We start from the raw sequence: 19,785 nt of genomic DNA, 5'->3' as shown, positions 1-19,785 counted from the left end.
AGGTGTCACCGTGGGACGAGGGGCTACTGAAGTGTCACCACCAAATATCGACGAGATCTCGCAGCCGCACCGCTTCGCCGAGCATTGCTGGTAGTCGACATGCCTCGGCTGAGCAGATCTGGCTCCAGATCGTGCTGGCGCTGTTCGCGCATCCGGTCGCTGGGGATGCCCGCCGGACCCGTTGATCCGCTCCTTGAACTGGCTGGCCGACGTCGTCGAGGCCGCGTTTCTCGAGGACTACAGTGGCCTCGATCTGTCGAGCATCGTTTCGGACGTCGAGATTGTGCCGGATGCGACCGTTGCCAACGGCCGCTCAACCTCAATAGCCCTTCCCGCGCGAGCGGCCAGCTTTCGTGGAGTGCTGGTGTGGCTTCGTTGGGGGAGATCGAGCGCACGCCCAGCAGCTAATCCAACGAACTTGTCTTTTCTCGGGTTTGTTGTCGTCGGCACCGATCACCAGGCGCTGCTCGGCTTTGCTTCGTACGTCGTGGCGTCAGCCGGGTCGCGCGGGCCGCCGCGGTCGGTCGCTGAGGGTCAGCCGGCTGTGCCGGGTGCGGAGCCGGTCGGGCAGAACTCCGCGGCGAGCAGCTCGTTGAACGGGCCGAGGCCGCTCCAGTCGCCGTTGAGGTTGCTGACGAGCAGGTGCGCGCCGTTCTGGGAGCCCATCGCGTATGTCCAGGAGCCGTAGTGGGCGCCGCCGTTGCCCCAGAGGTCGACGCCGCAGGGCAGTTGCTGGGTGAAGATGCCCAGGCCGTAGCGGGTGTTGGGGATCCAGTTCGATCCGTCGGTGGAGACGGTAGTGAACAGTTCTTCCTGCTGCGCGGCGGGAAGGAGGCGCCCGCCCAGGAGGGCGCTGAAGAATCGGTGCAGGTCAGTGGTGGTGGAGATGATGCCGCCTGCGGACCAGGCGAAAGACTGATCCATCTCGGTGGCGTCGTGGATCGTGGGCTCGGGGTCCTGGGAGAACAGCGTGGAGTAGTGGACGGCGTGAGTCCCCTGGATCGTGGGGTCGTCGTCCGGTAGCGAGGTGTCGGTCAGACCGAGAGGGCTGATCACGCGCTGGGTGAGCTCCTGGCTGTAGGTGTGGCCGGTGACCTTCTCGATGATCATCGCCGCGAGGATGTAGTTGGTGTTGGAGTAGGAGAAGGTCTCGCCGGGTGCGGCGTGGGGCGGGTGAGCCAAGGCCACCTTCACCAACTGCTCAGGGGTGTAGCTGTCGTAGCGGTGCTCGAACCACGCGGTGCCGACGCCCGTCGCGAAGAACTCCGGGTCGTTTCCGTAGCCGAAGACGCCACTGGTCTGGTTGAGCAGCTGCCGGACGGTGATCTTGCTGCCGTCATTGCCGTTCCCGTGCACCAGGCCGGGCAACCAGTGTTCGACCGTGTCGTCGAGGCTCACCTTGCCCTCGGCCGCCAGTTGCAATACGACCGTGGCTGTGAAGGCCTTGGTAGCGCTGCCGATCCGGAATCGGTCTTCCGGCCGGCGCTGCCGTCCGGTCGTGGTGTCCGCTGCGCCCGCCGAGCCGAACCACTGCCCGCCGTCGTCGTGGATCTCGGCCACGATGCCGGGAGCGCCGGCTTGAGCGGCGGCGGCGAGGACGTGCTGCACAGACAACTTGAGGGTCATGCGGTTCCTTCCGGGAGGGTCTCCAGTAGCGTTCAAACTTCGCCAAAGGCTAATTTGCGTTCACGAAACTGTCAAACCTCGGCTCTTCAAGAAAACCCTTCTGTACAAGCGATGTCAGTCGCATTTGCAATGATTATGACCTTGAATGCAAAGATGGACTGAGCGCTGATTTGCAATGAACTGAGGACGAACGCAAGACTGTGCCGATCGCCGGACGAGAGGAGGCCAGGTCCGTGCCTGGAGGAAGACTGACCGAGCGGGAGCGCCAGGAGATCGCCGAGGGACTGGTCCGTGGACTCACCTACTCCGAGATTGCCGAACGGCTGGGACGCCCGCCCTCGACCGTCACCCGGGAAGTGGCCCGCAATGGTGGACCCGGCGACTACCGAGCCGGCCATGCACAGCAGGCAACGCAAGAGCGTGCTCGCCGGCGCCGCCGCGCATCCGTGCGGACCGATGCGTCCGAGCTCAGCCACGGGGCTGCCCATGACCTGGAGGAACAGTTCACCGTGCTGATGATCAGCACGGGCCTGTCGCGCATGACCGCGCGCGTCCTCGCTTGCCTCTACCTCACCGACAGCGGCAGCCTCACCGCCGCCGACCTCACTCGAACTCTGCAGGTCAGCCCCGCCTCGATCTCCAAGGCCATCGGCGAACTCGAGCAGCAGGAACTGATCCGTCGGGAGCGCGATCCGCGCCGGCGGCGCGACCGGTACGTCATCGACGCCGACGCGTGGTTCCGCGGCTGGATGGCCAGCGCTCGCCAGAACACGGTGCTCGCCGAGTTCGCCCGTCATGGGGCGGAAACGCTCGGGGCCGATTCTCCCGCCGGTGCCCGGCTGCGGGACATCGGCCAGTTCTTCGAACATGTCGGCCACGCCATGCTCGAGGCCGCCGAGCAATGGCGCCAGACCCAGCTACCCGATCAACGGTCGACGCCAGGCAAACAGCGCGACTCCTGAGATCGGGGCCGACGGGCCTACGTCACGCCGGGTACGGGCTGCGCATTGTGCCGGAATAGGCCTGCGGGGGTTCGCTGATGTGGTTGGGAAGCTCGGTCATCAGGGCACGCAGTTCCGGGCTCTGGTTGTGCCGGTCGAGGTCTTCTTGGGTGCGCCAGACCTCGTAGAGAAAGAACCGGCCGTCTTCCTGCTCGTGCAGGTGGTACTGGAGGCTGCCCTCGTGGCTCCGCGAGGGCTCGACGAAGTCGGTCAGGAGCTTTCTGACGTGGTCGGCGTGTCCGGGCTTGGGGGTGAGAAATCCGTAGAGCGCAACGGGGGTCGGTGTGGTCGATGTCGTCATACCTGCAACGCTAGAATGTGACAGTGATGTCAGCTTCAAGACCGCCGGAGCATGAGGTGGGTCACATGAAGATCGGAGAGCTGTCCCGGGTCACCGGTGTCAGCGTCCGCCTGCTCCGCTACTACGAGGCCCAAGGGCTGCTGACATCGGACCGCAGCGAAGGCGGTCACCGCCTGTACGGTGCCGCAGTGCCCGCCGCGGTGGCCCGGATCCGCACGCTGCTCGCCGCGGGCCTGCCCACCAGGGTGATCCGCGATCTGATGGTCTGCTTCATCGGCGACGGCACCGAACTACAGGCCTGCGTTCTCGACCACCTCAAGACCCAGTACGCCGAACTCGACGCGCGCATCGACGACCTCTCCCGGGCCCGCGCCGCTCTTGGTGACATCCTCGAGGCATCCACCCGCGCCCTCGCCTGAATCCATCCGCGCGATCTACGCCTGCGGTTGCGTCCGTCCCAACTGCTTTTCATAGAGCCGCGCAACGCTTTCCACCGTGTCGTGTTTGTAGGGCTTGACCTCGCCCGTTGCCTCGAACCCCTGCCGAACCCAAAACCCTTGCGCCTGCTGGGCATTCGTATCGACGACGGCCAGCCTCAGCGTCCGCACCTCCAGCCATTCCCGTTCGACGTACCGCTGCAGCTCCCGGTACGCCGCTGCGCCCGTGCCGTGGCCTTGCCGCAGACCGTGGACTTGGAGCAGGCCGATGGAAGCCGTGTGCTCGTGGGGATATCCGCGCAATAGGTCGGCAATCGCGACGAGCTGGTCGCCGTCCCAGAACCCGAGAACCTTCTTCGATTCCTCCGGCAGCGCAGGCCCAGGCTGCGCCAGCCCTTGACAGTGCTTGAGGGCAGCCTGATGATGCATCTCACTGTTGATAGTTGCTCATAACGGACAGTTTGAATCATTAATGAGCAACTTTTCCGAACGGAGTTTCATGAGGCCGCACCGAAGACTGATCGCGCTCGCAAGTGCCGCTGTGATGACCGTCGCCGGATCGGCGCTGTCGGTCTCGCCGGCTGTCGCGGACAGCGTCGCCGCCAACACCAGTACGGCGATCGGTGTGAAGCCGATGATGGGCTTCAATAACTGGGCCCGCTTCACGTGTGCCGCCCAGGCTCGGCTCGACGGCACTCGCACCGGGTACTCGTTCCAGCAGTTCATGCAGGATCAGGCCAAGGCGATGAAGGACACCGGACTCGTTGCCGCCGGCTACACCAACCTCACTGTCGATGATTGCTGGATGCAACGGACGAGCGCGGGCTATCTGCACGGAGCGGCGACGTGGGGGAGCAGCAGTCAGCCCGGCTTCGACTGGGAGTTGACCGACTACTCCAACTACGTCCACAGCCAGGGCATGGAGACCGGGCTGTACAGCACCTCGGGAGTGAACACCTGCCAGGGTGTGCCCGGCGGCGTACTGGGTCACGAACAGGCCGACGCCAACTCGCTCGCGTTCTGGGGTGTGGACTCGCTGAAGGTGGACAACTGCGGGACCACCATCGCCAACCGGCAACAGGTCCTCACCACGATGGCCAACGCCTTGAAGACGGCAACCGCCAACACCAGCCGCAAGATCCTGTTCAACGAGTCCGCGCCGGCTGGGTACGGTCCCACCAGCACTGAGAAGTACAACTCGCTGGACTGGGTCCGCACGCTTGGGCAGATGTGGCGGGTGAGTCCGGACATCGCCGTGTGGCACGGTGACAACGCCTCGGCCTGGAACTGGCCGCACGGCGGCGACTACTACGAGGGCGGCGTCTACCAGAACCTGACCGACACCGTGGCGCTTGCCCGGTACAACGGTCCGGGCAACCACAACGACGCGGACATGCTGCTGATCGGTGACAACCAGCAGCTGACCCTGGCCGAGCAGCGCAGCCAGTTCGCGCTCTGGTCGGCGATGGGCTCGCCGCTGATGATCAGCTCCGACATCCGCAAGCTCGCGGCCGACCCCACGACGTACGCGCCGCAGCTGGACATCCTGAAGAACAGCGACATCATCGCCGTCGACCAGGACGCGCTGGGCGCCGGCGGTTACCTTGCCTCGCGCAACAATGCCTCGGCCACGGCGGGGATCGACGTCGTCGTCAAGCCACTGGCCGGCGGTCGGCGCGCGGTCGCCGTACTGAACAAGAACGCGACCGCGACCAGCTACACCCTGGATCTGGCCCGGGTCGGCTTCGGCAACACCAGTTGTGCCCGCACGGCACGGGACCTCTGGACGCACAGCAACTTCACGGTCCAGTCGTCGATCACCACAACGATCGCGAGCCACGACACCGCGATGTACACGATCGATCCCGGTACCTGCGGCAGTGCGCTACCGGTCGGCCAGATCCAAGCGCCGCAAAGCGCGTTCCAAGCGACCGCCCTGTGCTTGGACGCGTACGGCGGCGCGACGGCCGGCGCAAAGGTCGCGCTCTACTCGTGCACCGGAAACAGCAACCAGCAATGGCAGCGGCAGAGCACCGGCCTGATCGCGTCGTTGCAGAACACCGCCCTGTGCATCTCCGGCGACTCGACCGGCCTCCGCCTCGCCACCTGCAACAGCACCGACACCAAGCAGAAGTGGACCTACAACCGCTCCGGCCAGCTCCGCCAATCCACCGGAGCCTGTATCGACATCACCGGCAGCAACTTCGCCGACGCGAACTCGACCATCGCCACCTACGCCTGCGGCTCCCACCAACCCAACCAGTCCTGGAGCGCCCCGTTCGACACTCCACCCGCAGCGTAGGTCGAAGGCCCTCCGACCTCGATCGGTCGGAGGGCCTTCGGTCACTCGGAGTCCGGAGCCGGGAGGTAGGAACCGGGGACGTCGGCCGGGGCGAGGATCTTGCTCTCACCCGGGTACGGCGTCGACCAGTCGTGTGCCTGGTACCAGTCGAAGTGGTTCATCTGCGCGGGATTGGCGAAGTCGGCCCGGGCTCCTGGTCCGGTGAGCCGCTGCGACTTCTTCCAGGTCTCCCATTGGGCAGCGGTCGCCTGCTGCTCCGCCGGTACGACGGCCTTCGGTGCCGGCGCCGCCGCCGGGTTCTGCGCGGCCGGAACGTCAGCCCCACAAGGCGGCAAGGTGCTCAGGCCCGCGGTGAGCGACGTCCGGTTGGGCACCGCCGTGAACGGGGTGTAGTCGGGCCGCGTGGTGAACGCGGTCGCCATCGGGGTGGCCGCGGTGTCCTTCTGGTTCATCGGCTTGATCCCGAGGATCTGCTCGATCGTGCGGATCATCGTGATCTGCGTGTAGAAGCGGCTGTCCACGGCGCCGTGCTGGGCCCACGGGCTGATGATCTGGATCGGCGCCCGGTGACCGTCGATGTGGTCGAGGCCCGCCTGCGAGTCGTCCTCGACGATGAAGATCGCCGAGTCCTTCCAGTACTTGCTGTGCGAGATCTCGTCGACGATCCGGCCGGTGGCCAGGTCGTTGTCCGCGACCTGAGCGGCGCCGCTCGGCGGCCCACCCGTGTGGTCGTTGGACAGCCAGAACATGTTCAGGTTGGCCGGGCCGGACTTCTCGAAGTCACGCTTCCAGATCTCGGCCTTGTAGACGTCCGGGACGCTGGTGTCGAAGAGCGGGAAGCCGGGCACCGAGACGGCGTTGAGCGACGGGATCGCCGAACCGGTCTTGATCGGGTAGGCGGTGTCCTGACCGGTGCCGGCCATGTTCTTGGTGTCGCAGTACAGGTTCTGCCAGGTCGCACCGGCCGGCTTGGCCTCGAACGACTGGAACTCGCCGTAGTCCTTGACGGTCTTGCCGGCCGCCTGCGCGCCGGTCCAGATGAAGCCGCTCTTCTGGTGGCCGAGCGCGTCGTTCTCGGTGTCGTAGCTGCGGGTGTACTCACCGGCCGAGGACTCGGTGTACTCCGGGTTGTCGGCCTGCATCAGCCAGTTGTGCCCCTCGGCGGAGTTCGTGCCGATGTCGTAGGTGTTGTCGTACAGCCCGAACTGCTTGGCCATCGCGTGCTGGTTCGGCGTCACGTTCTCGCCGTACTGCGCCAGCGCGGGGTCGCCATTGCCTTCCGGGATGTCGCCGTACAGCTGGTCGTAGGTGCGGTTCTCCTTGACGATCAGGAAGACGTGCTTGATCGTCGAGGGCTCACCGAGCCGGTTCGGTACCGGCACCGGCTTCTTGTGGCTGGTGCCACCCTGCGCCGAGCCCTTGGTCCAGCCGTTCTGCTGGAAGACCTTGCCGGTGTCCTTGCGAATGTCGTGGTCGGACGGCAGCCGGAACCGGGTCAGGCTCGAGGTGGTGTCGTGGGTGCTGTGGCCGGCGGCGGTCGTCGTACGGCGGGCGTCGACGCCGCGGGTGTTCGAGACCACGATGTCTTTGCCGATGGTCGCGATCTCCGCCGGGAAGTAGTCCGTCGGGAGCAGGCCGACGTAGCTCACCGGCTCCAACGGGTTGCGGAACTTGTAGACGGCGACCGCGTTGGCCCTGCCGAGCGATACCAGCAGATGGCCGTCGTCGGTGAGTGTCACGCCGTCGGGCTCATAGCCGACAGACGCCTCGGGCCACGGCTGGGTGGCGATGGTCTGGACGACCTTGCCGCGTCGGGTGTCGATGACCGAGACGTTGTTGGTCGCGGTGTTGGTGACGAACACGACGCCGTTCTTCGCGTACATCGCCGTCGGATGCAGGCCGACGCCGATGCTCGCGGGGGCGTCGCCCGGCTTCGCCAGGTCGATTACGCTGACCGTGCCAGTGGTGGTGGCGGCCGTGATCTGCGACGCCGGTACTTGGGTGCCGTAGGACTCGATGGTCGGCTCGCCAGGCTTGGCCGGCCGGCCGCCCTCGTTGCTGACGTAGAGCTTGTCGCCGACCATGACCAGGTCACGCGGCGCGTTGCCGACGGCCCAGGTCTGCTTGACAGTGCCGGTGGCGGTGTCGATCGCGACGACCTTGTTCTGGCCGTTCACCGCGGAGTACACGGTGGAACTGTCGGCCGAGAAGACCGCCTCGCCTACGAGTGCGCGCTTCGCGCCGTCCGCGGCGATCGTGACGAACGTCGGGTTCGCGAGGCTGCCGTCGGGGTTCACGGTGAACCGGCGGTAGCCGTCGGACTGACCGAGCCACAGCTGCGTTCCGTCGGGCGAGTACGTCGGGCCTTCCTGGCCGACGTCGTTCGCCGGGATCTTCAGGTCCGCAGCCGCGTTGTTGCCGACGTACTGCTGGACCTTGTAGGTCTTGAGGTCGACGATCGCGAGCGCCATTCCGCCGTCGGCCAGGGAAGCAGCCAGATGGCTGCCGTCCGGGCTGACGGTCGACGACATGATCTTCCCCTTCTGCAGAAGGAGACGGTCGCCCAGCGGGGCGACGTACTGGTCGGCGGAGACGACCTGGCCTTGGTCGGTGACCTGACCGACCTGCTGGGTGCCGAACTGCCGGGTCGAGGCGACCGCAGTTCCGGCGAGGGCCACGGCGACCGCGGTGGTGCCGGTCGTGACCAGAGTTGCCCGGCGGCGAAGAAGGCGGGTGAGGCCCTTCTCGTCACGCCTTCGGCGGCGTGTTACCTGCATGGGGCTTATCCCTTCGGGGTGGACGGAAGCAGTTCGATGGTGCCGTCGAACTGCCACAACGGGTTCGGTTCGTCACCTGCCGGGGTCCGGACCAGGAAGAAGCCGTTCACTTCTTTCGGTCCGTCCCCGTCGGCGACGTACCGACCGAGCGGGTTGATGTCGAGCTGGTAGATGGCCGAGCCGGCCGCTTCGACACCGGGGAGGTGCCAGCTCACGACGCAGCGCCAGTCGTTGCCGGGGCCGTCGGCGGCCACCTGATCGGCGCCCTTGGTACAGACGGCCGACGTGGCCAGCTGCTCCTCGGTGACAGCGGGCCGGTTGAGCTGCTGGGTTTGGAGGCGATACAGGTGCGCAAAGGAGGTGGCGACTGAGCGCTGCACCTTCTCCTGGCTGATGCCGGACCCGGGGGCGCCGACGACCACAGTGGTCGCGCCGAACAGTACGACGAGTGGCAGCAGGCCGGCGGTGATTGCCAGCCGGCCAGAGCCGTCGTGAGCGGGATTGGTGAAGTCGCGCCGCAAGAAAAGGAACAACGCCGAACCGGTCGCAGCGATCGCCCAGATCAGGCTGACCGCGATACTGATCAACAGTGGTTCCAGCTGTGCCGGACTGGTGAACAGACCGTTCCAGGTGATGAAGGCATAGCCAGGCAGCGCCAGGCGGACCGCGACCGGCACCGGCAGCATCTGAACGAGTTGCATCGCGAGTGCGACCAACGCGGGCAGGAGCAGGCCCATGGGAGAACGCCCGAACGCGACGGAGCCGAGCAGCCCGATCGCGGCGAGCGCAAGAGTCGGTGCGAGCGCGCAGAGCCAGGCGAGCACGATCTTGCCCGCAGCGTCGCCCGGCGAGAGCAGCGTGCCGTCGAGCCCGATCAGAGATCGGCTACCCACCACGGCGACCCCGCTGATCGTGCTCGAAACAGGCAGTCCGATCACCAGCACGAGGATGACCGTCAGACTCGCCAGCGCTTTCGAGACGAAGATCCGTCGCGGGGACCGAACCGCCACCAGCAGATGACGCCAGGTGCCCAGCCGGTCCTCGGACGCGAACACGTCACCGGCCACGAGCGAGGTCAGCAACGGCAGTGCCCACGAGCCCGCGAAGCCGAGGACCACCAACGGCCCTGCCCACCCCGTGGCGTGCAGCCAACGGCCGAACAGCGTGTCGGCCGGAAGCGACGACTGCCGGCTGATCACCGCGACGAAGAGCGCCGGCGCGAGCCAGCAGGTCGCGATCAGCAACCGCACCCGCCACTGCGACAGCAACTTGATCAGCTCGAAGCGGTAGGAGCGCGTCAAGGTGACAGGGACGGCGATCGACGTCATCAGTTCGTCTCCGGCTGTTCGGTCAGAGCCAGGAAGGCTGCCTCCAGCGGCGACACCACCGGCGCCAGCTCCCGTACGGCGATGCCCGCGTGGACGAGTTTCTTCACCAGCTCGTCCATGGCCGGCACCGACGCGGAGACCACCAGCGGTTCTCGTACGGCGATGATCCGGATCCCGGCTGTTTCACCGGCCAGCCGCCGCGCCGCCTCGACGTCGGACGTGCCGAGCCGGTAGTCGAGCTCGGGGGTTTCGGCGGCGAGCTTCGTCAGCGGGCCGGAGAAGGCGACCTGCCCGGCGGACAGGATCGTGACGTCGGAACACAGCGCCTCGACGTCGTCCATCCGATGGCTGGACAGCACCACGGCGGTTCCTTCCGTGGCGAGCCGCGACAGTACGCCGTACACGTGCTTCTTGCCGGCCGGATCGAGGCCGTTGGAGGGCTCGTCGAGGACGAGCAGCCGAGGCATGGTCAGCAGAGCCGCGGCGAGACCGAGCCGCTGGCGCATGCCGAGCGAGAACCCACGCACCCGGTCGTCGGCCACATCGGTCAACCCGACCTGGTCGAGAACATCGGGGATTCCCGCGGTCGCGGCCTTCGGTCGCAGGGAAGCCAGTGCGGCCAGGTTCTGCCGGGCCGTGAGCGACGGGTAGAGACCGGGACCGTCGACGAAGCCGGCGACACCCTCCGGAGCGGCGAGCGCCCGGCCGACCGGCGTACCGAGGATCTCCAACCGGCCTGCGTCAGCGACGGCCAGACCGAGCAGCAGACCGAGCAGCGTGGTCTTGCCTGCTCCGTTCGGTCCGACCAGGCCGTGGATCTGCCCGGCCGCGACCGTCAGCTCGATACCGTCCAGGGCAACGACCTCGCCGAACGTCTTGGTGATCGCCCTCGCCCGGACAGGCGCCGGTGCGTGCATGAGCTCCCTCTTTCCTGGTCTCTGAGGAAACATAATTTCCCAATACAGTTCCGTCCAGCGGCCCGCGGTTGAACGCTGCGAGAACGCGAGACGACCAGCGCGGGGTGGCCGCGCATTTTCCGGCCGCATCGGGGTACTCGGCTGAGCACGTGATCACCCGAGCGGGAGGTACGCATGGCGACCGGCGATGGGCGGCCTCAGGTGGTCGTGGTGGGTGGCGGCTTCGGTGGATTGCAGGTGGTCAAGGGCCTGCGTCGTGCCGATGTCGACGTACTGCTCATCGACCGGACGAACCATCACCTGTTCCAGCCCTTGCTCTACCAGGTGTCGACCTCGTTGCTCGCGCCGGGTGACATCGCACCGCCACTGCGCGGGATCTTCGCCGGCCAGCGCAACGCACGGGTTCTGCTGGGTGAAGCGACCGCGGTGAATCCGATCGGCAAGACGGTCCACGTGCGATTGGCCGACGGCACCGGCCGAGATGTCCCGTACGACGACCTGGTGCTCGCGACCGGGTCTGAGCCGAGCTACTTCGGTCATCCGGAGTGGGCGCGCGACGCGTTGCCGATGAAGACGATCGATCAGGCGGTCGAGCTGCGGAACCGGCTCATTCACGCGTTCGAGGCGGCGGCGGTCGCGGGTGATCGCGAGGAGCGGCGCGAGTGGCTGACCTTCGTGGTGATCGGTGCGGGGCCGACCGGCGTCGAGCTGGCGGGGCAGTTGGCCGCGATGGCGAAGCGGACCTTGCGCGACCAGTTCCGCGATCTCGATCTGAGCGAGGTGCGGATCGTACTCGCCGATGGCGCCGACAGCGTGCTCGGCGCGTTCCCGGAGAAACTGCGGCGGCACACCCAGCAGCGGCTGCAGAAGCTCGGCGTCGAGATCGTGCTGGGCGCGTTCGCGACCGCTGTCGATCCCGAGCAGGTCACCTTCACCGCGGACGGGTCCGAGCGGAAGATCCGCGGCCGGACCGTCCTGTGGACCGCGGGCGTGCAGGCGTCGTCGCTGACCCGCGATCTGGCCAAGTCGCTCGGCGTCGAGACCGACCGCGGCGGCCGGATCGTCGTGGGTCCGGACTGCCGGCTGCCCGGGCATCCCGAGATCTTCGTGATCGGCGACGCGGCCAACCTGAACAACCTTCCGGGAATCGCCGAGCCCGCGATGCAAGAAGGCAAGTACGTCGCCAAGGTCATCCGTCGCGCCCTCGCCGGTGCAGGCACGGTCGAGCCGTTCACCTATCTCGATCTCGGGACGATGGCGACCATCTCGCCCGGCGACGCGGTCGCCGACATCCGTGGGCTGCAGCTCAGCGGCCTGATCGGCAAACTCGCCTGGGCCGGCGTCCATCTCGCGTTCTTGGTCGGTTGGGGCAACCGAGCTTCGGTCCTGGCCAGCTGGTTCGCCACCACCGTCAACGGCACCCGTCGTCAGCAAGTTCTGCTCGACGGCCCGACCAGCACCGCTCCCGACCGCCAGGGGAAGTAGTGGCGCTACGGATCGAGGACTACGGCCTGATCGGCGACCTGCACACCGCGGCGCTGGTGGGCCGGGACGGGTCCATCGACTGGCTCTGTCTGCCGCGCTTCGACGCACCAGCGTGCTTTGCCGCGCTCCTAGGCGACGAGGAGGCTGGGTTCTGGCGGCTCGCGCCGGCTGCAGGCGGACTGTGCACGCGACGCCAGTACCGCGGCGATTCGCTCGTACTGGAGACGGAGTGGGAAACGCCGGACGGATCGGTGCGGGTGATCGACACGATGCCTCCGCGCGGAGAAGCTGCTGATGTCGTCCGCGTCGTCGAAGGCCTGAGCGGCAGGGTGTCGATGCGGATGGCACTGCGGCTGCGTTTCGACTACGGGCGGGTCGTTCCGTGGGTGCGGCACAGGAACGGCCAACTCGACGCGATCGCCGGACCGGACGCAGTGTGGCTGCATACCCCGGTGTCGTTGCATGGCGAGGACTTCACGTCGTACGCCGAGTTCACGGTGTCAGTGGGACAGCGGGTGCCTTTCGTTCTGACCTATCGCCCGTCGCACGAGCCGACGCCGCGGCCGACAGACGCGGAGCGGGCCATCGCCGATACCGAGGCGTTCTGGACGTCATGGATGCGCGGCTTCCGCTACGAGGGCAGCTGGCAGGAGCCGGTACGCCGTTCTCTGGTGTTGCTCAAGGCCTTGACCTACGCACCGACCGGCGGGATCGTCGCGGCGGCGACGACGTCGCTGCCAGAGCAGTGGGGAGGTCCGCGGAACTGGGACTACCGCTTCTGTTGGTTGCGCGACGCAACATTCACTTTGCAGGCACTGTTGGGGACCGGGTTCGTCGCCGAGGCCAAGGCCTGGCGCGAGTGGCTGCTCCGGGCGGCCGCCGGCGATCCGGCCGACCTGCAGATCATGTACGGCATCGACGGCACGCGCCGGCTTCCGGAGTACACGCTGGACTGGCTGTCCGGCTACGAAGGCGCGAGCCCGGTTCGGGTCGGAAACGCTGCCTCCGGCCAGTTCCAGCTGGACGTTTGGGGAGAGGTCCTCGACGGACTGCACGAGGCGAGGTCTGCCGGTCTGGAGAGCGAAGAGGACGCGTGGGATCTGCAGCGTGCACTTTTGGATTACCTGGAAGGCCATTGGGCCGATCCGGACAACGGGTTGTGGGAGGTCCGCGGCGACCGTCGGCACTTCGTGCACTCGAAGGTGATGGCGTGGGCCGGGCTGGACCGGGCGGTCCAGGCGGTGGAGCGGTTCGGGCTCGATGGTCCGGTCGATCGCTGGCGGGCGACCCGTGACGCCGTACATGCTGAGGTCTGCGACCGTGGGTTCGATGCCGAGCGCAACAGCTTCACGCAGTTCTACGGTTCCAAGGGCCTCGACTCCGCGCTGCTGCTGATTCCCCAGGTGGGGTTCCTGCCGTGGCGCGACCCGAGGGTGGCCGGAACTGTCGACGCGGTGCAGCGCGAGCTGTGCCACAACGGGTTCCTGCTGCGCTACCAGCCGCAGGCCGATGGAAACGTCGACGGCCTTCCAGGGGCCGAAGGCGCGTTCATCACCTGCACGTTCTGGCTCGCCGAAGCCCTGTACGGCATCGGCCGCGAGCAGGAAGCCCATGAGCTGTTCGAACGGCTGGTGGCCCTGCGCAACGATCTCGGCCTGCTGAGCGAGGAGTACGACCCGGCGACCGGGCGGCAGCTCGGCAACACGCCGCAGGCGTTCAGCCATGTCGGCCTGGTCAACGCCGCCCGGCATTTGTCGTCCATGCGTTCCACGAAAGGTGAGCACTGATGCGTGCCCTGACCGTGATCCCTTTGCAGCAAGGCTCTCTGGCGGTGTCCGACGTCGCTGAGCCGCAGGCTGGCGCCGGTGAGCTGCTGGTCGACGGACTGGCTGTCGGCGTCTGCGGCACCGACAAGGAGATCGCCGCCGGCGACTACGGGTGGGCGCCGCCGGGCCATGACCGGCTGGTGATCGGCCACGAATCCCTCGGCCGGGTGCGCACCGCTCCACCGGACAGCGACTTCAGTCCCGGCGATCTGGTGGTCGGTGTCGTGCGTCGCCCCGACCCGGAGCCCTGCGGGGCCTGTGCCCACGGGCAGTTCGACATGTGCCGCAACGGCCGCTACACCGAACGCGGGATCAAGGAACTCGACGGCTACGCCTCCCAGACCTGGGCCGTCGAGGCCGAGTACGCCGTCAAGCTCGATCCAGCGCTCGCTGACGCCGGCATGCTGATGGAGCCGACCAGCGTCGTCGCCAAAGCCTGGGACGAGGTCGACAAGGTCGGGGCCCGGGCCTGGTACGAACCCCAGCGCGCGCTGGTCACCGGCGCGGGCCCGATCGGGCTCCTCGCGGCGCTGCTCGGCGTACAGCGCGGCCTCGAGGTCCACGTGCTCGACCGGGTCACCGACGGCCCGAAACCGGGGCTGGTCCGCGATCTCGGAGGGACCTACCACCACGGTGACATCAACGACGTGGCCAGCAAGCTCCGGCCCGATGTCGTCATCGAAGCCACCGGCGTTGGGCCGGTCATCTACGGCTGCCTGGCGAACACCGCGCCGTACGGAATCGTCTGCTTGACCGGCGTGTCGTCTACCGGCCAGCCCCTCACCGTCGACGCGGGCTCCCTGAATCGCGCCATCGTGCTGGAGAACGACGTCGTCATCGGTTCGGTCAACGCCAACCTGACCCACTACGCCGCCGCCGCGGACGCGCTCGCCAAGGCCGACCTCAACTGGCTCACGCGCCTGATCAGCCGCCGCGTGCCGCTGGAACGCTTCGCCGACGCCTTCGCCGCCCAGGACGAGGACGTGAAGGTCGTCATCACCCTCGACGGAAGCTCGTCCTGATTCGTGGAAGCTAGAAGATCTCGATGCTGGTGGGGGCGATCGGCCAGGTCAGGGCTGTGGCGGTGGTGAGGAGCGCGCCGGGGGAGTGTTCGGTGACTCGGCCGGTGGCAGCGAACTCTGCGAGGGAGCGGCCGCCGAGGTAGGTGGCGGAGAGTTCGCTGATCGACAGGGTGAGGTCGGGAGAGGCCTCAGTGCGCTCGCAGGTCGCGGTGTCACGGTTGCCGATGAGGTGGAAGCGGCCGTTGTTGTGTTCGATGAGGTCGTCGGTCACCTCCAGTACGACGTCCACCGCGACGGCGTAGCGGCGTTGCGCCAGGGCTCGCGGCACGTCGGTGAGGCGGACCCAGAGGGACTCGCCGAGACTCCGGACCAGGGCGGCCGGGTTGGCGACTAGTTGCTGGACGGGCTCGTCGAGGCCGGCGTGGTTGTAGTCGACCTTGCCGGTGAGGTCGAGGGTCAGCACGTGGTGCCAGAGTGCGTGGTAGGCGGTTGGGCTCACAGCGACCAGCTCTTCCAGGGTGACGTCGTTGGCGGCGCCCGCGGCGTCCCAGTTCATCTTGCCGCGCCAGAGCGCGTAGCCGTCGAAGGCGCCGGTGGCGTCGCGGTGGATCAGAATTTGTCGTGGCGTGGCGCCGCCGCGGTTCTCAGGCTTGTCTTCGAGACGCTTGCGCCAGAGCAGGTCCGAGCGGCCCGAGACACCAGGGCGGCTCTCCTGCAGAGCCCGGAGCAACGACGGCAGCACGCCGGCCGCGTCCTCGGCGGTCACCTCTTCGATGCGGCCGGCGTCGTGCGGTGCGGGGTGTGGCTTGAGCCGGCGGAGATTGATTTCGTACGAGACGTTCCGTGCGGCCGCGCTGTAGCCGAAGCGGCCGTAGATCGCGGCTTCGCTGGCCCACAGCACAGCCAGCGCCTCCGGCGCCTCGCGCAGTTGCCGGGTCATCAAGCTGGACAGGATGCCTCGCCGCCGGTACGTCGCGCGTACGCCGACCCCGGTCACGTGCGCCGCCGGTACGACGGCACCCGGGACCGACAGGTCGCGGGTCAGAGCCCTCGCCGTACCGACGGTCAGGTCGCCGTCCGTCGCGGCCAAGGCGCGGTCGGGTTCGAACAGTTCGCGGTCGAGGTCGGACGACGTACTGCCGAACATCATCGCCGTGGCGAACAGGCTCGACAGCTCGTCGTGGTCGTCACTGGTCGCCTTGCGCAGCTCAATTCCCATGACGGCATCGTCACACGTCAGCGCAGGTGTTGCCTCCAGTTTTCAGCGGTCGAGTAGCAGTGGGAGGCCCGCGCGCTCCACCAGGGCCGGGTCGCCGAAGGACGTGACGCCGACGACCCCGTCGTACGTGATGTCGAGGACGACCAGCCCGTACGCCGCGTAGGTGCCGTCGGGTTGCCGCCGGTAGCCGGCTGCGGCGGGTTGTCCGTTGGCGGCGGTCGGGAGCATCCGCCAGCTGCCCGGGCCGAGGATGACGTGGTCGATGAGGTAGCGCAGGCAGGTCTTCAGGCCGGCGAACCACGTGCTGGTTCCGGCAGCCTGGAGGACGGCATCGTGGTGGAGTACATCGGCCAGCGCCGCGGCGTCGCTCGCTTCGATGGCGGCGATGTAGCGGTCGAGCAGGTCGGTGAACACCGGGTCGGTCGGTTCGACGACCTCTTCGAGTTGCGGAGCGACCTCGGCCATCTTGCCGCGCGCTCGCTGCAACGTGCTCTTCACCGCGGTCGTGGTCGTGTTCAGGACCTCGGCGGTGTCGGCGGCGGAGAACGACAGTACGTCGCGCAGGATCAGCACCGCCCGTTGCGAGACAGGCAGATGCTGAAGGCTCGCGATGACGCCGAGCCGCAAGGTCTGCCGCGAGGCAACGATCGTCGCCGGATCGAGCAGCGCGTCCGGAATCGGCTGCAGCATGGCGACCGAGGCATCGAACTCCTTGATCGGCGCGTTCGGATCGTCCGACGGCGCACCGAGTCCGGACGGGAGGAACCGCCGGCTCCGGTGCTGCAGTGCGGTCAGGCAGGTGTTGGTGGCGATCCGGTAGAGCCACACGCGCAGCGACGCCCGGCCATCGAAATCCTGGTAGCCCTTCCAAGCGCGCAAGGAGGTCTCCTGGACCATGTCCTCGGCCTCGTCCAGCGAGCCCATCATCCGGTAGCAGTGCGCCAGCAGCTCGCGCCGCAGTCGCTCCAGTTCCTGCAGCAGCAGGTCGTCGTCGGGCATGGTCACATCGTAGGGTCCAAAAATTCCTGCCCACCTCGCGATTCCTTTGGGTGCGAACCCGTGTCAGTACACGACATGAAGTTCACCTTGTTTCTTCCCACCGGCTTCGGCGCCGACTTCGCCTCGATCAACGATCCGACCGAAGCCGCCGAGCGCATCATCGAGCTGGCCCGTACGGCGGAGGACGCCGGATTCAGCGAGGTCTGGCTCCCCGACCACCTGCAGACCATTCCGCCGTCGAACGGACTTCTCTTCGAGGCCTGGACGCTGCTGACCGCGGTCGCCCGGGCGACCAGCACGATCCGGGTCGGCCAGCTGGTCACCGGCAACGGTTATCGCAACCCGGCACTCCAGGCCAAGATGGCGTCGACGCTCGACGTACTGTCCGGCGGACGCCTGACGTTCGGCATCGGCGCCGGCTGGTACCAGGCCGACTACGACGCCTTCGGCTACGAGTTCCCCGGCGCTGGTCAGCGGCTTCGTGAGCTCCGCGAAGCAGTGCAGATCATTCGGTCGCTGTGGACCGAGGAGGTGACCGACTTCGACGGCGAGTTCTACCGGCTGAAGGGCGCCTACTCGCAGCCGAAAGGCGTTCAGGAACCGCATATCCCGCTGCTGGTCGCCGGCGGCGGCGAGAAGGTCACGTTGCGGATCGTCGCCGAGTACGCCGATGCCTGCAACCTCATGACGTCACCCGCGGAAGTCGAGCGCAAGCTGCAGATCCTGCGCGATCACGCCGCTGCCGTCGGCCGAGACTTCGACTCGATCCGAGTCAGCGTCACGACCGCCGCCCTTCTCGCCGACAGTGATGAAGCCGCACTGGCCGCACTGCAGCCGAGCATGGGCGCCTTCTATCCAGGCGATTTCGGCTCGTACCTGCTCTACGGCACGGCCGACACCGTCCGGGCCAGAATCGACGCCTACGCCAGAGCCGGTGTCACCGAACTCGCCGTCGGTTTCCACAACTCGCTCGACCCGGACGCGATTCGCCAGTTCGCCAAAGTCGTCGGCCTCTGACCGGCGTCAGCTCTCCGGGCGATAGACGGCCACGACCACGCCGTACCGGGCCTCGCCGGGGCCGGCGTCGTCGAGGCCGGTGACGATCTCGTCCAGCCGGGTCGCCAGCTCGGCTGCCTGAGCCGCGGTGAGGCGGAGGTTGCGGATGTTGACCCGTGGGTCGGTCGCCGTTCCCAGATCGGCGGCCGCCGCCTGCAGCGCGGTCGCATAGGCCTGGTGGGCGCCTTCGCCGGTGAAGCTGAACCGGCGAGCAGTACGCCGGTAGTACTGCTCGGTGCCGCCGCGAACCTGACGGGTCTCGGTGACCTCCACCATGCCCGCCTCCCGCAGCACACCCAGGTGATGGGCGACATTGCCCTTCGCCGTGCCCAGTGAGGTGGCTAGCTGGCTGATCGTCGCCGCCTCCTGCCCGAGCGCGAACAGCAGCCGGTGGCGCAACGGGTGCCCCAACGCCTTGAACTGGGCCGCCGTCGATACCTCGAACTCCTCGTTCATCGCCACAAATCAAGAGTCGAGATTTCTTGACGCTTTGTCAAACCTCGTGCTTGACTCACCGCCATGAACAGCGACGAGATCACATCTGTGCTGGAGCGCCTGGCCGCCCTGGTGGCCGAGCAGTACGTCTTCCCCGAGGTCGGCCGCGAGGTCGCCGACCGGCTGCGGACCGCCGCCGCCGAAGGCCGGTACGACGACCTGACGGACCCCGAGCGCCTGGCCGCTCAAGTGACCGTGGATCTGCAGGAGGGCAACCAGGACAAGCATTTGCGGCTCAAGTTCCATCGCACCGAGGTTCCCGACGAGACCGATCCGGCCGCCGAGGAGAAGTACTGGGTCGACCGCGCCCGGCTCGACGCCGGCGGTGTCGCTCGCGTCGAACGCCTGCCCGGCAACATCGGCCTGCTCGAGATTCGCCCGCTGCTCTTCGACCCCCACCACGCCGGCGCCGCAGTCACCGCCGCCATGACGCTGCTCGCCGGAACCGACGCCCTCCTTCTGGACCTGCGTGGCTGCCTCGGCGGCTCACCCGACCAGGTCGCGCTCGTCTGCAGCCACCTCTTCGACGGCGAGCCAGTGCACCTGAACGACCTCGTCAGGCCGGCCACCGGTGAGGTCCGTCAGTTCTGGACCTTCCCGCACCTCACCGGCCCCCGGTACGGCGGCGCCAAGCCGGTCTGGGTGCTCACCAGCGGCACGACGTTCTCCGGTGGCGAGGAACTCGCCTACGACCTCCAGCAACTCGGCCGCGCCAAGATCGTCGGCGAACGCACGGGCGGCGGCGCCCACCCCCGCGACGGCATCAAGCTGCACCCGCACCTCGAGGCGACCATCCCGGTCATGCGCGCGATCAATCCGATCTCCGGCACCAACTGGGAGGGCGTCGGCGTCATCCCCGACCTCGAGGTCCCGGCGGCCGACGCGTACGACGTCGCCTACCGCGAGGCCGTCGACCACATCCTCGGCCTCCCCGCCGCCCCGGAACGGCTCGCCGTACTGGACGAGGCCCGAGCGTCAATCGCCGGCCTGTAAA

The 19,785-nt window shown here is 67.5% G+C and carries 17 protein-coding genes; 8 read left to right on the top strand and 9 right to left on the bottom strand.

Annotated elements, in window-relative coordinates:
* Window positions 1-534 precede the first annotated feature (534 nt).
* On the bottom strand, window positions 535-1,626 hold the full coding sequence (locus ABZS29_RS36225; protein WP_355469186.1) for a serine hydrolase domain-containing protein: 1,092 nt from the start codon (window positions 1,624-1,626) through the stop codon (window positions 535-537).
* A gap of 200 nt (window positions 1,627-1,826) precedes the next feature.
* Between ABZS29_RS36225 and ABZS29_RS36220 the strand changes: the two genes are divergently transcribed.
* On the top strand, window positions 1,827-2,588 hold the full coding sequence (locus ABZS29_RS36220; protein WP_355469184.1) for a MarR family transcriptional regulator: 762 nt from the start codon (window positions 1,827-1,829) through the stop codon (window positions 2,586-2,588).
* 22 nt (window positions 2,589-2,610) lie between these two features.
* Here ABZS29_RS36220 and ABZS29_RS36215 read toward each other — a convergent pair whose 3' ends face one another.
* Window positions 2,611-2,928 carry a putative quinol monooxygenase gene (locus tag ABZS29_RS36215; protein WP_355469182.1) on the bottom strand — a complete coding sequence of 106 codons (318 nt, stop codon included), beginning with the start codon at window positions 2,926-2,928 and terminating at the stop codon, window positions 2,611-2,613.
* A gap of 65 nt (window positions 2,929-2,993) precedes the next feature.
* On the opposite strand from ABZS29_RS36215, the gene ABZS29_RS36210 reads away from it, so the two are divergent.
* Window positions 2,994-3,347, top strand: a complete 354-nt coding sequence (locus ABZS29_RS36210; RefSeq protein WP_355469180.1) for a MerR family transcriptional regulator — start codon at window positions 2,994-2,996, stop codon at window positions 3,345-3,347.
* Window positions 3,348-3,362: 15 nt separating this feature from the next.
* Here ABZS29_RS36210 and ABZS29_RS36205 read toward each other — a convergent pair whose 3' ends face one another.
* On the bottom strand, window positions 3,363-3,794 hold the full coding sequence (locus ABZS29_RS36205; protein WP_355469179.1) for a GNAT family N-acetyltransferase: 432 nt from the start codon (window positions 3,792-3,794) through the stop codon (window positions 3,363-3,365).
* A gap of 70 nt (window positions 3,795-3,864) precedes the next feature.
* On the opposite strand from ABZS29_RS36205, the gene ABZS29_RS36200 reads away from it, so the two are divergent.
* Entirely contained in the window at window positions 3,865-5,667 is a 1,803-nt protein-coding gene (locus ABZS29_RS36200) for a ricin-type beta-trefoil lectin domain protein (RefSeq protein WP_355469177.1), read from the top strand.
* A gap of 41 nt (window positions 5,668-5,708) precedes the next feature.
* Here the strand turns inward: ABZS29_RS36200 and ABZS29_RS36195 are convergent, their stop codons facing one another.
* Genes ABZS29_RS36195 through ABZS29_RS36185 form a run of 3 tightly spaced genes read right to left on the bottom strand, consistent with a single transcriptional unit; the run spans window position 5,709 to window position 10,689 of the window.
* A complete protein-coding gene (locus tag ABZS29_RS36195; protein ID WP_355469175.1) occupies window positions 5,709-8,444 on the bottom strand; it encodes an alkaline phosphatase family protein in 2,736 nt (911 codons plus the stop codon).
* A gap of 5 nt (window positions 8,445-8,449) precedes the next feature.
* Window positions 8,450-9,772 carry an ABC transporter permease gene (locus tag ABZS29_RS36190; RefSeq protein WP_355469174.1) on the bottom strand — a complete coding sequence of 441 codons (1,323 nt, stop codon included), beginning with the start codon at window positions 9,770-9,772 and terminating at the stop codon, window positions 8,450-8,452.
* The gene (locus ABZS29_RS36185) at window positions 9,772-10,689 is read right to left on the bottom strand and encodes an ABC transporter ATP-binding protein (protein ID WP_355469172.1); all 918 of its coding nucleotides are present in this window, start codon (window positions 10,687-10,689) and stop codon (window positions 9,772-9,774) included. Before ABZS29_RS36185 ends, ABZS29_RS36190 begins: the two co-directional genes overlap by 1 nt.
* Before the next feature lie 174 nt (window positions 10,690-10,863).
* Between ABZS29_RS36185 and ABZS29_RS36180 the strand changes: the two genes are divergently transcribed.
* Genes ABZS29_RS36180 through ABZS29_RS36170 form a run of 3 tightly spaced genes read left to right on the top strand, consistent with a single transcriptional unit; the run spans window position 10,864 to window position 15,022 of the window.
* Entirely contained in the window at window positions 10,864-12,174 is a 1,311-nt protein-coding gene (locus ABZS29_RS36180) for an NAD(P)/FAD-dependent oxidoreductase (RefSeq protein WP_355469170.1), read from the top strand.
* Window positions 12,174-13,961: a glycoside hydrolase family 15 protein gene (locus ABZS29_RS36175; protein ID WP_355469168.1), complete on the top strand. Its 1,788-nt coding sequence runs from the start codon at window positions 12,174-12,176 to the stop codon at window positions 13,959-13,961. The genes ABZS29_RS36180 and ABZS29_RS36175 overlap by 1 nt, the downstream gene beginning before the upstream one ends.
* Window positions 13,961-15,022, top strand: coding sequence for a glucose 1-dehydrogenase (locus ABZS29_RS36170; protein WP_355469166.1), 1,062 nt, complete (start codon window positions 13,961-13,963; stop codon window positions 15,020-15,022). Before ABZS29_RS36175 ends, ABZS29_RS36170 begins: the two co-directional genes overlap by 1 nt.
* A gap of 10 nt (window positions 15,023-15,032) precedes the next feature.
* Here ABZS29_RS36170 and ABZS29_RS36165 read toward each other — a convergent pair whose 3' ends face one another.
* Together ABZS29_RS36165 and ABZS29_RS36160 are read right to left on the bottom strand one after the other, a co-directional pair.
* The gene (locus ABZS29_RS36165; RefSeq protein WP_355469164.1) at window positions 15,033-16,241 is read right to left on the bottom strand and encodes a GNAT family N-acetyltransferase; all 1,209 of its coding nucleotides are present in this window, start codon (window positions 16,239-16,241) and stop codon (window positions 15,033-15,035) included.
* Between the two features lie 42 nt (window positions 16,242-16,283).
* The gene (locus ABZS29_RS36160) at window positions 16,284-17,240 is read right to left on the bottom strand and encodes an RNA polymerase subunit sigma-70 (protein WP_355469162.1); all 957 of its coding nucleotides are present in this window, start codon (window positions 17,238-17,240) and stop codon (window positions 16,284-16,286) included.
* Window positions 17,241-17,315: 75 nt separating this feature from the next.
* On the opposite strand from ABZS29_RS36160, the gene ABZS29_RS36155 reads away from it, so the two are divergent.
* Entirely contained in the window at window positions 17,316-18,257 is a 942-nt protein-coding gene (locus ABZS29_RS36155; protein ID WP_355469160.1) for an LLM class F420-dependent oxidoreductase, read from the top strand.
* Between the two features lie 6 nt (window positions 18,258-18,263).
* On the opposite strand, the gene ABZS29_RS36150 is transcribed toward ABZS29_RS36155, so the two are convergent.
* Complete coding sequence (locus tag ABZS29_RS36150) at window positions 18,264-18,752, bottom strand: winged helix-turn-helix domain-containing protein (protein ID WP_355469158.1); 489 nt, start codon at window positions 18,750-18,752, stop codon at window positions 18,264-18,266.
* A gap of 63 nt (window positions 18,753-18,815) precedes the next feature.
* Here ABZS29_RS36150 and ABZS29_RS36145 point away from each other — a divergent pair, with 63 nt between their 5' ends.
* A complete protein-coding gene (locus ABZS29_RS36145) occupies window positions 18,816-19,784 on the top strand; it encodes a S41 family peptidase (protein ID WP_355469157.1) in 969 nt (322 codons plus the stop codon).
* Window position 19,785: the final 1 nt, after the last annotated feature.

The organism is Kribbella sp. NPDC005582 (genome assembly GCF_040605415.1).
Classification (GTDB): domain Bacteria; phylum Actinomycetota; class Actinomycetes; order Propionibacteriales; family Kribbellaceae; genus Kribbella.
This window is presented reverse-complemented; position numbering and strand designations above follow the sequence as displayed.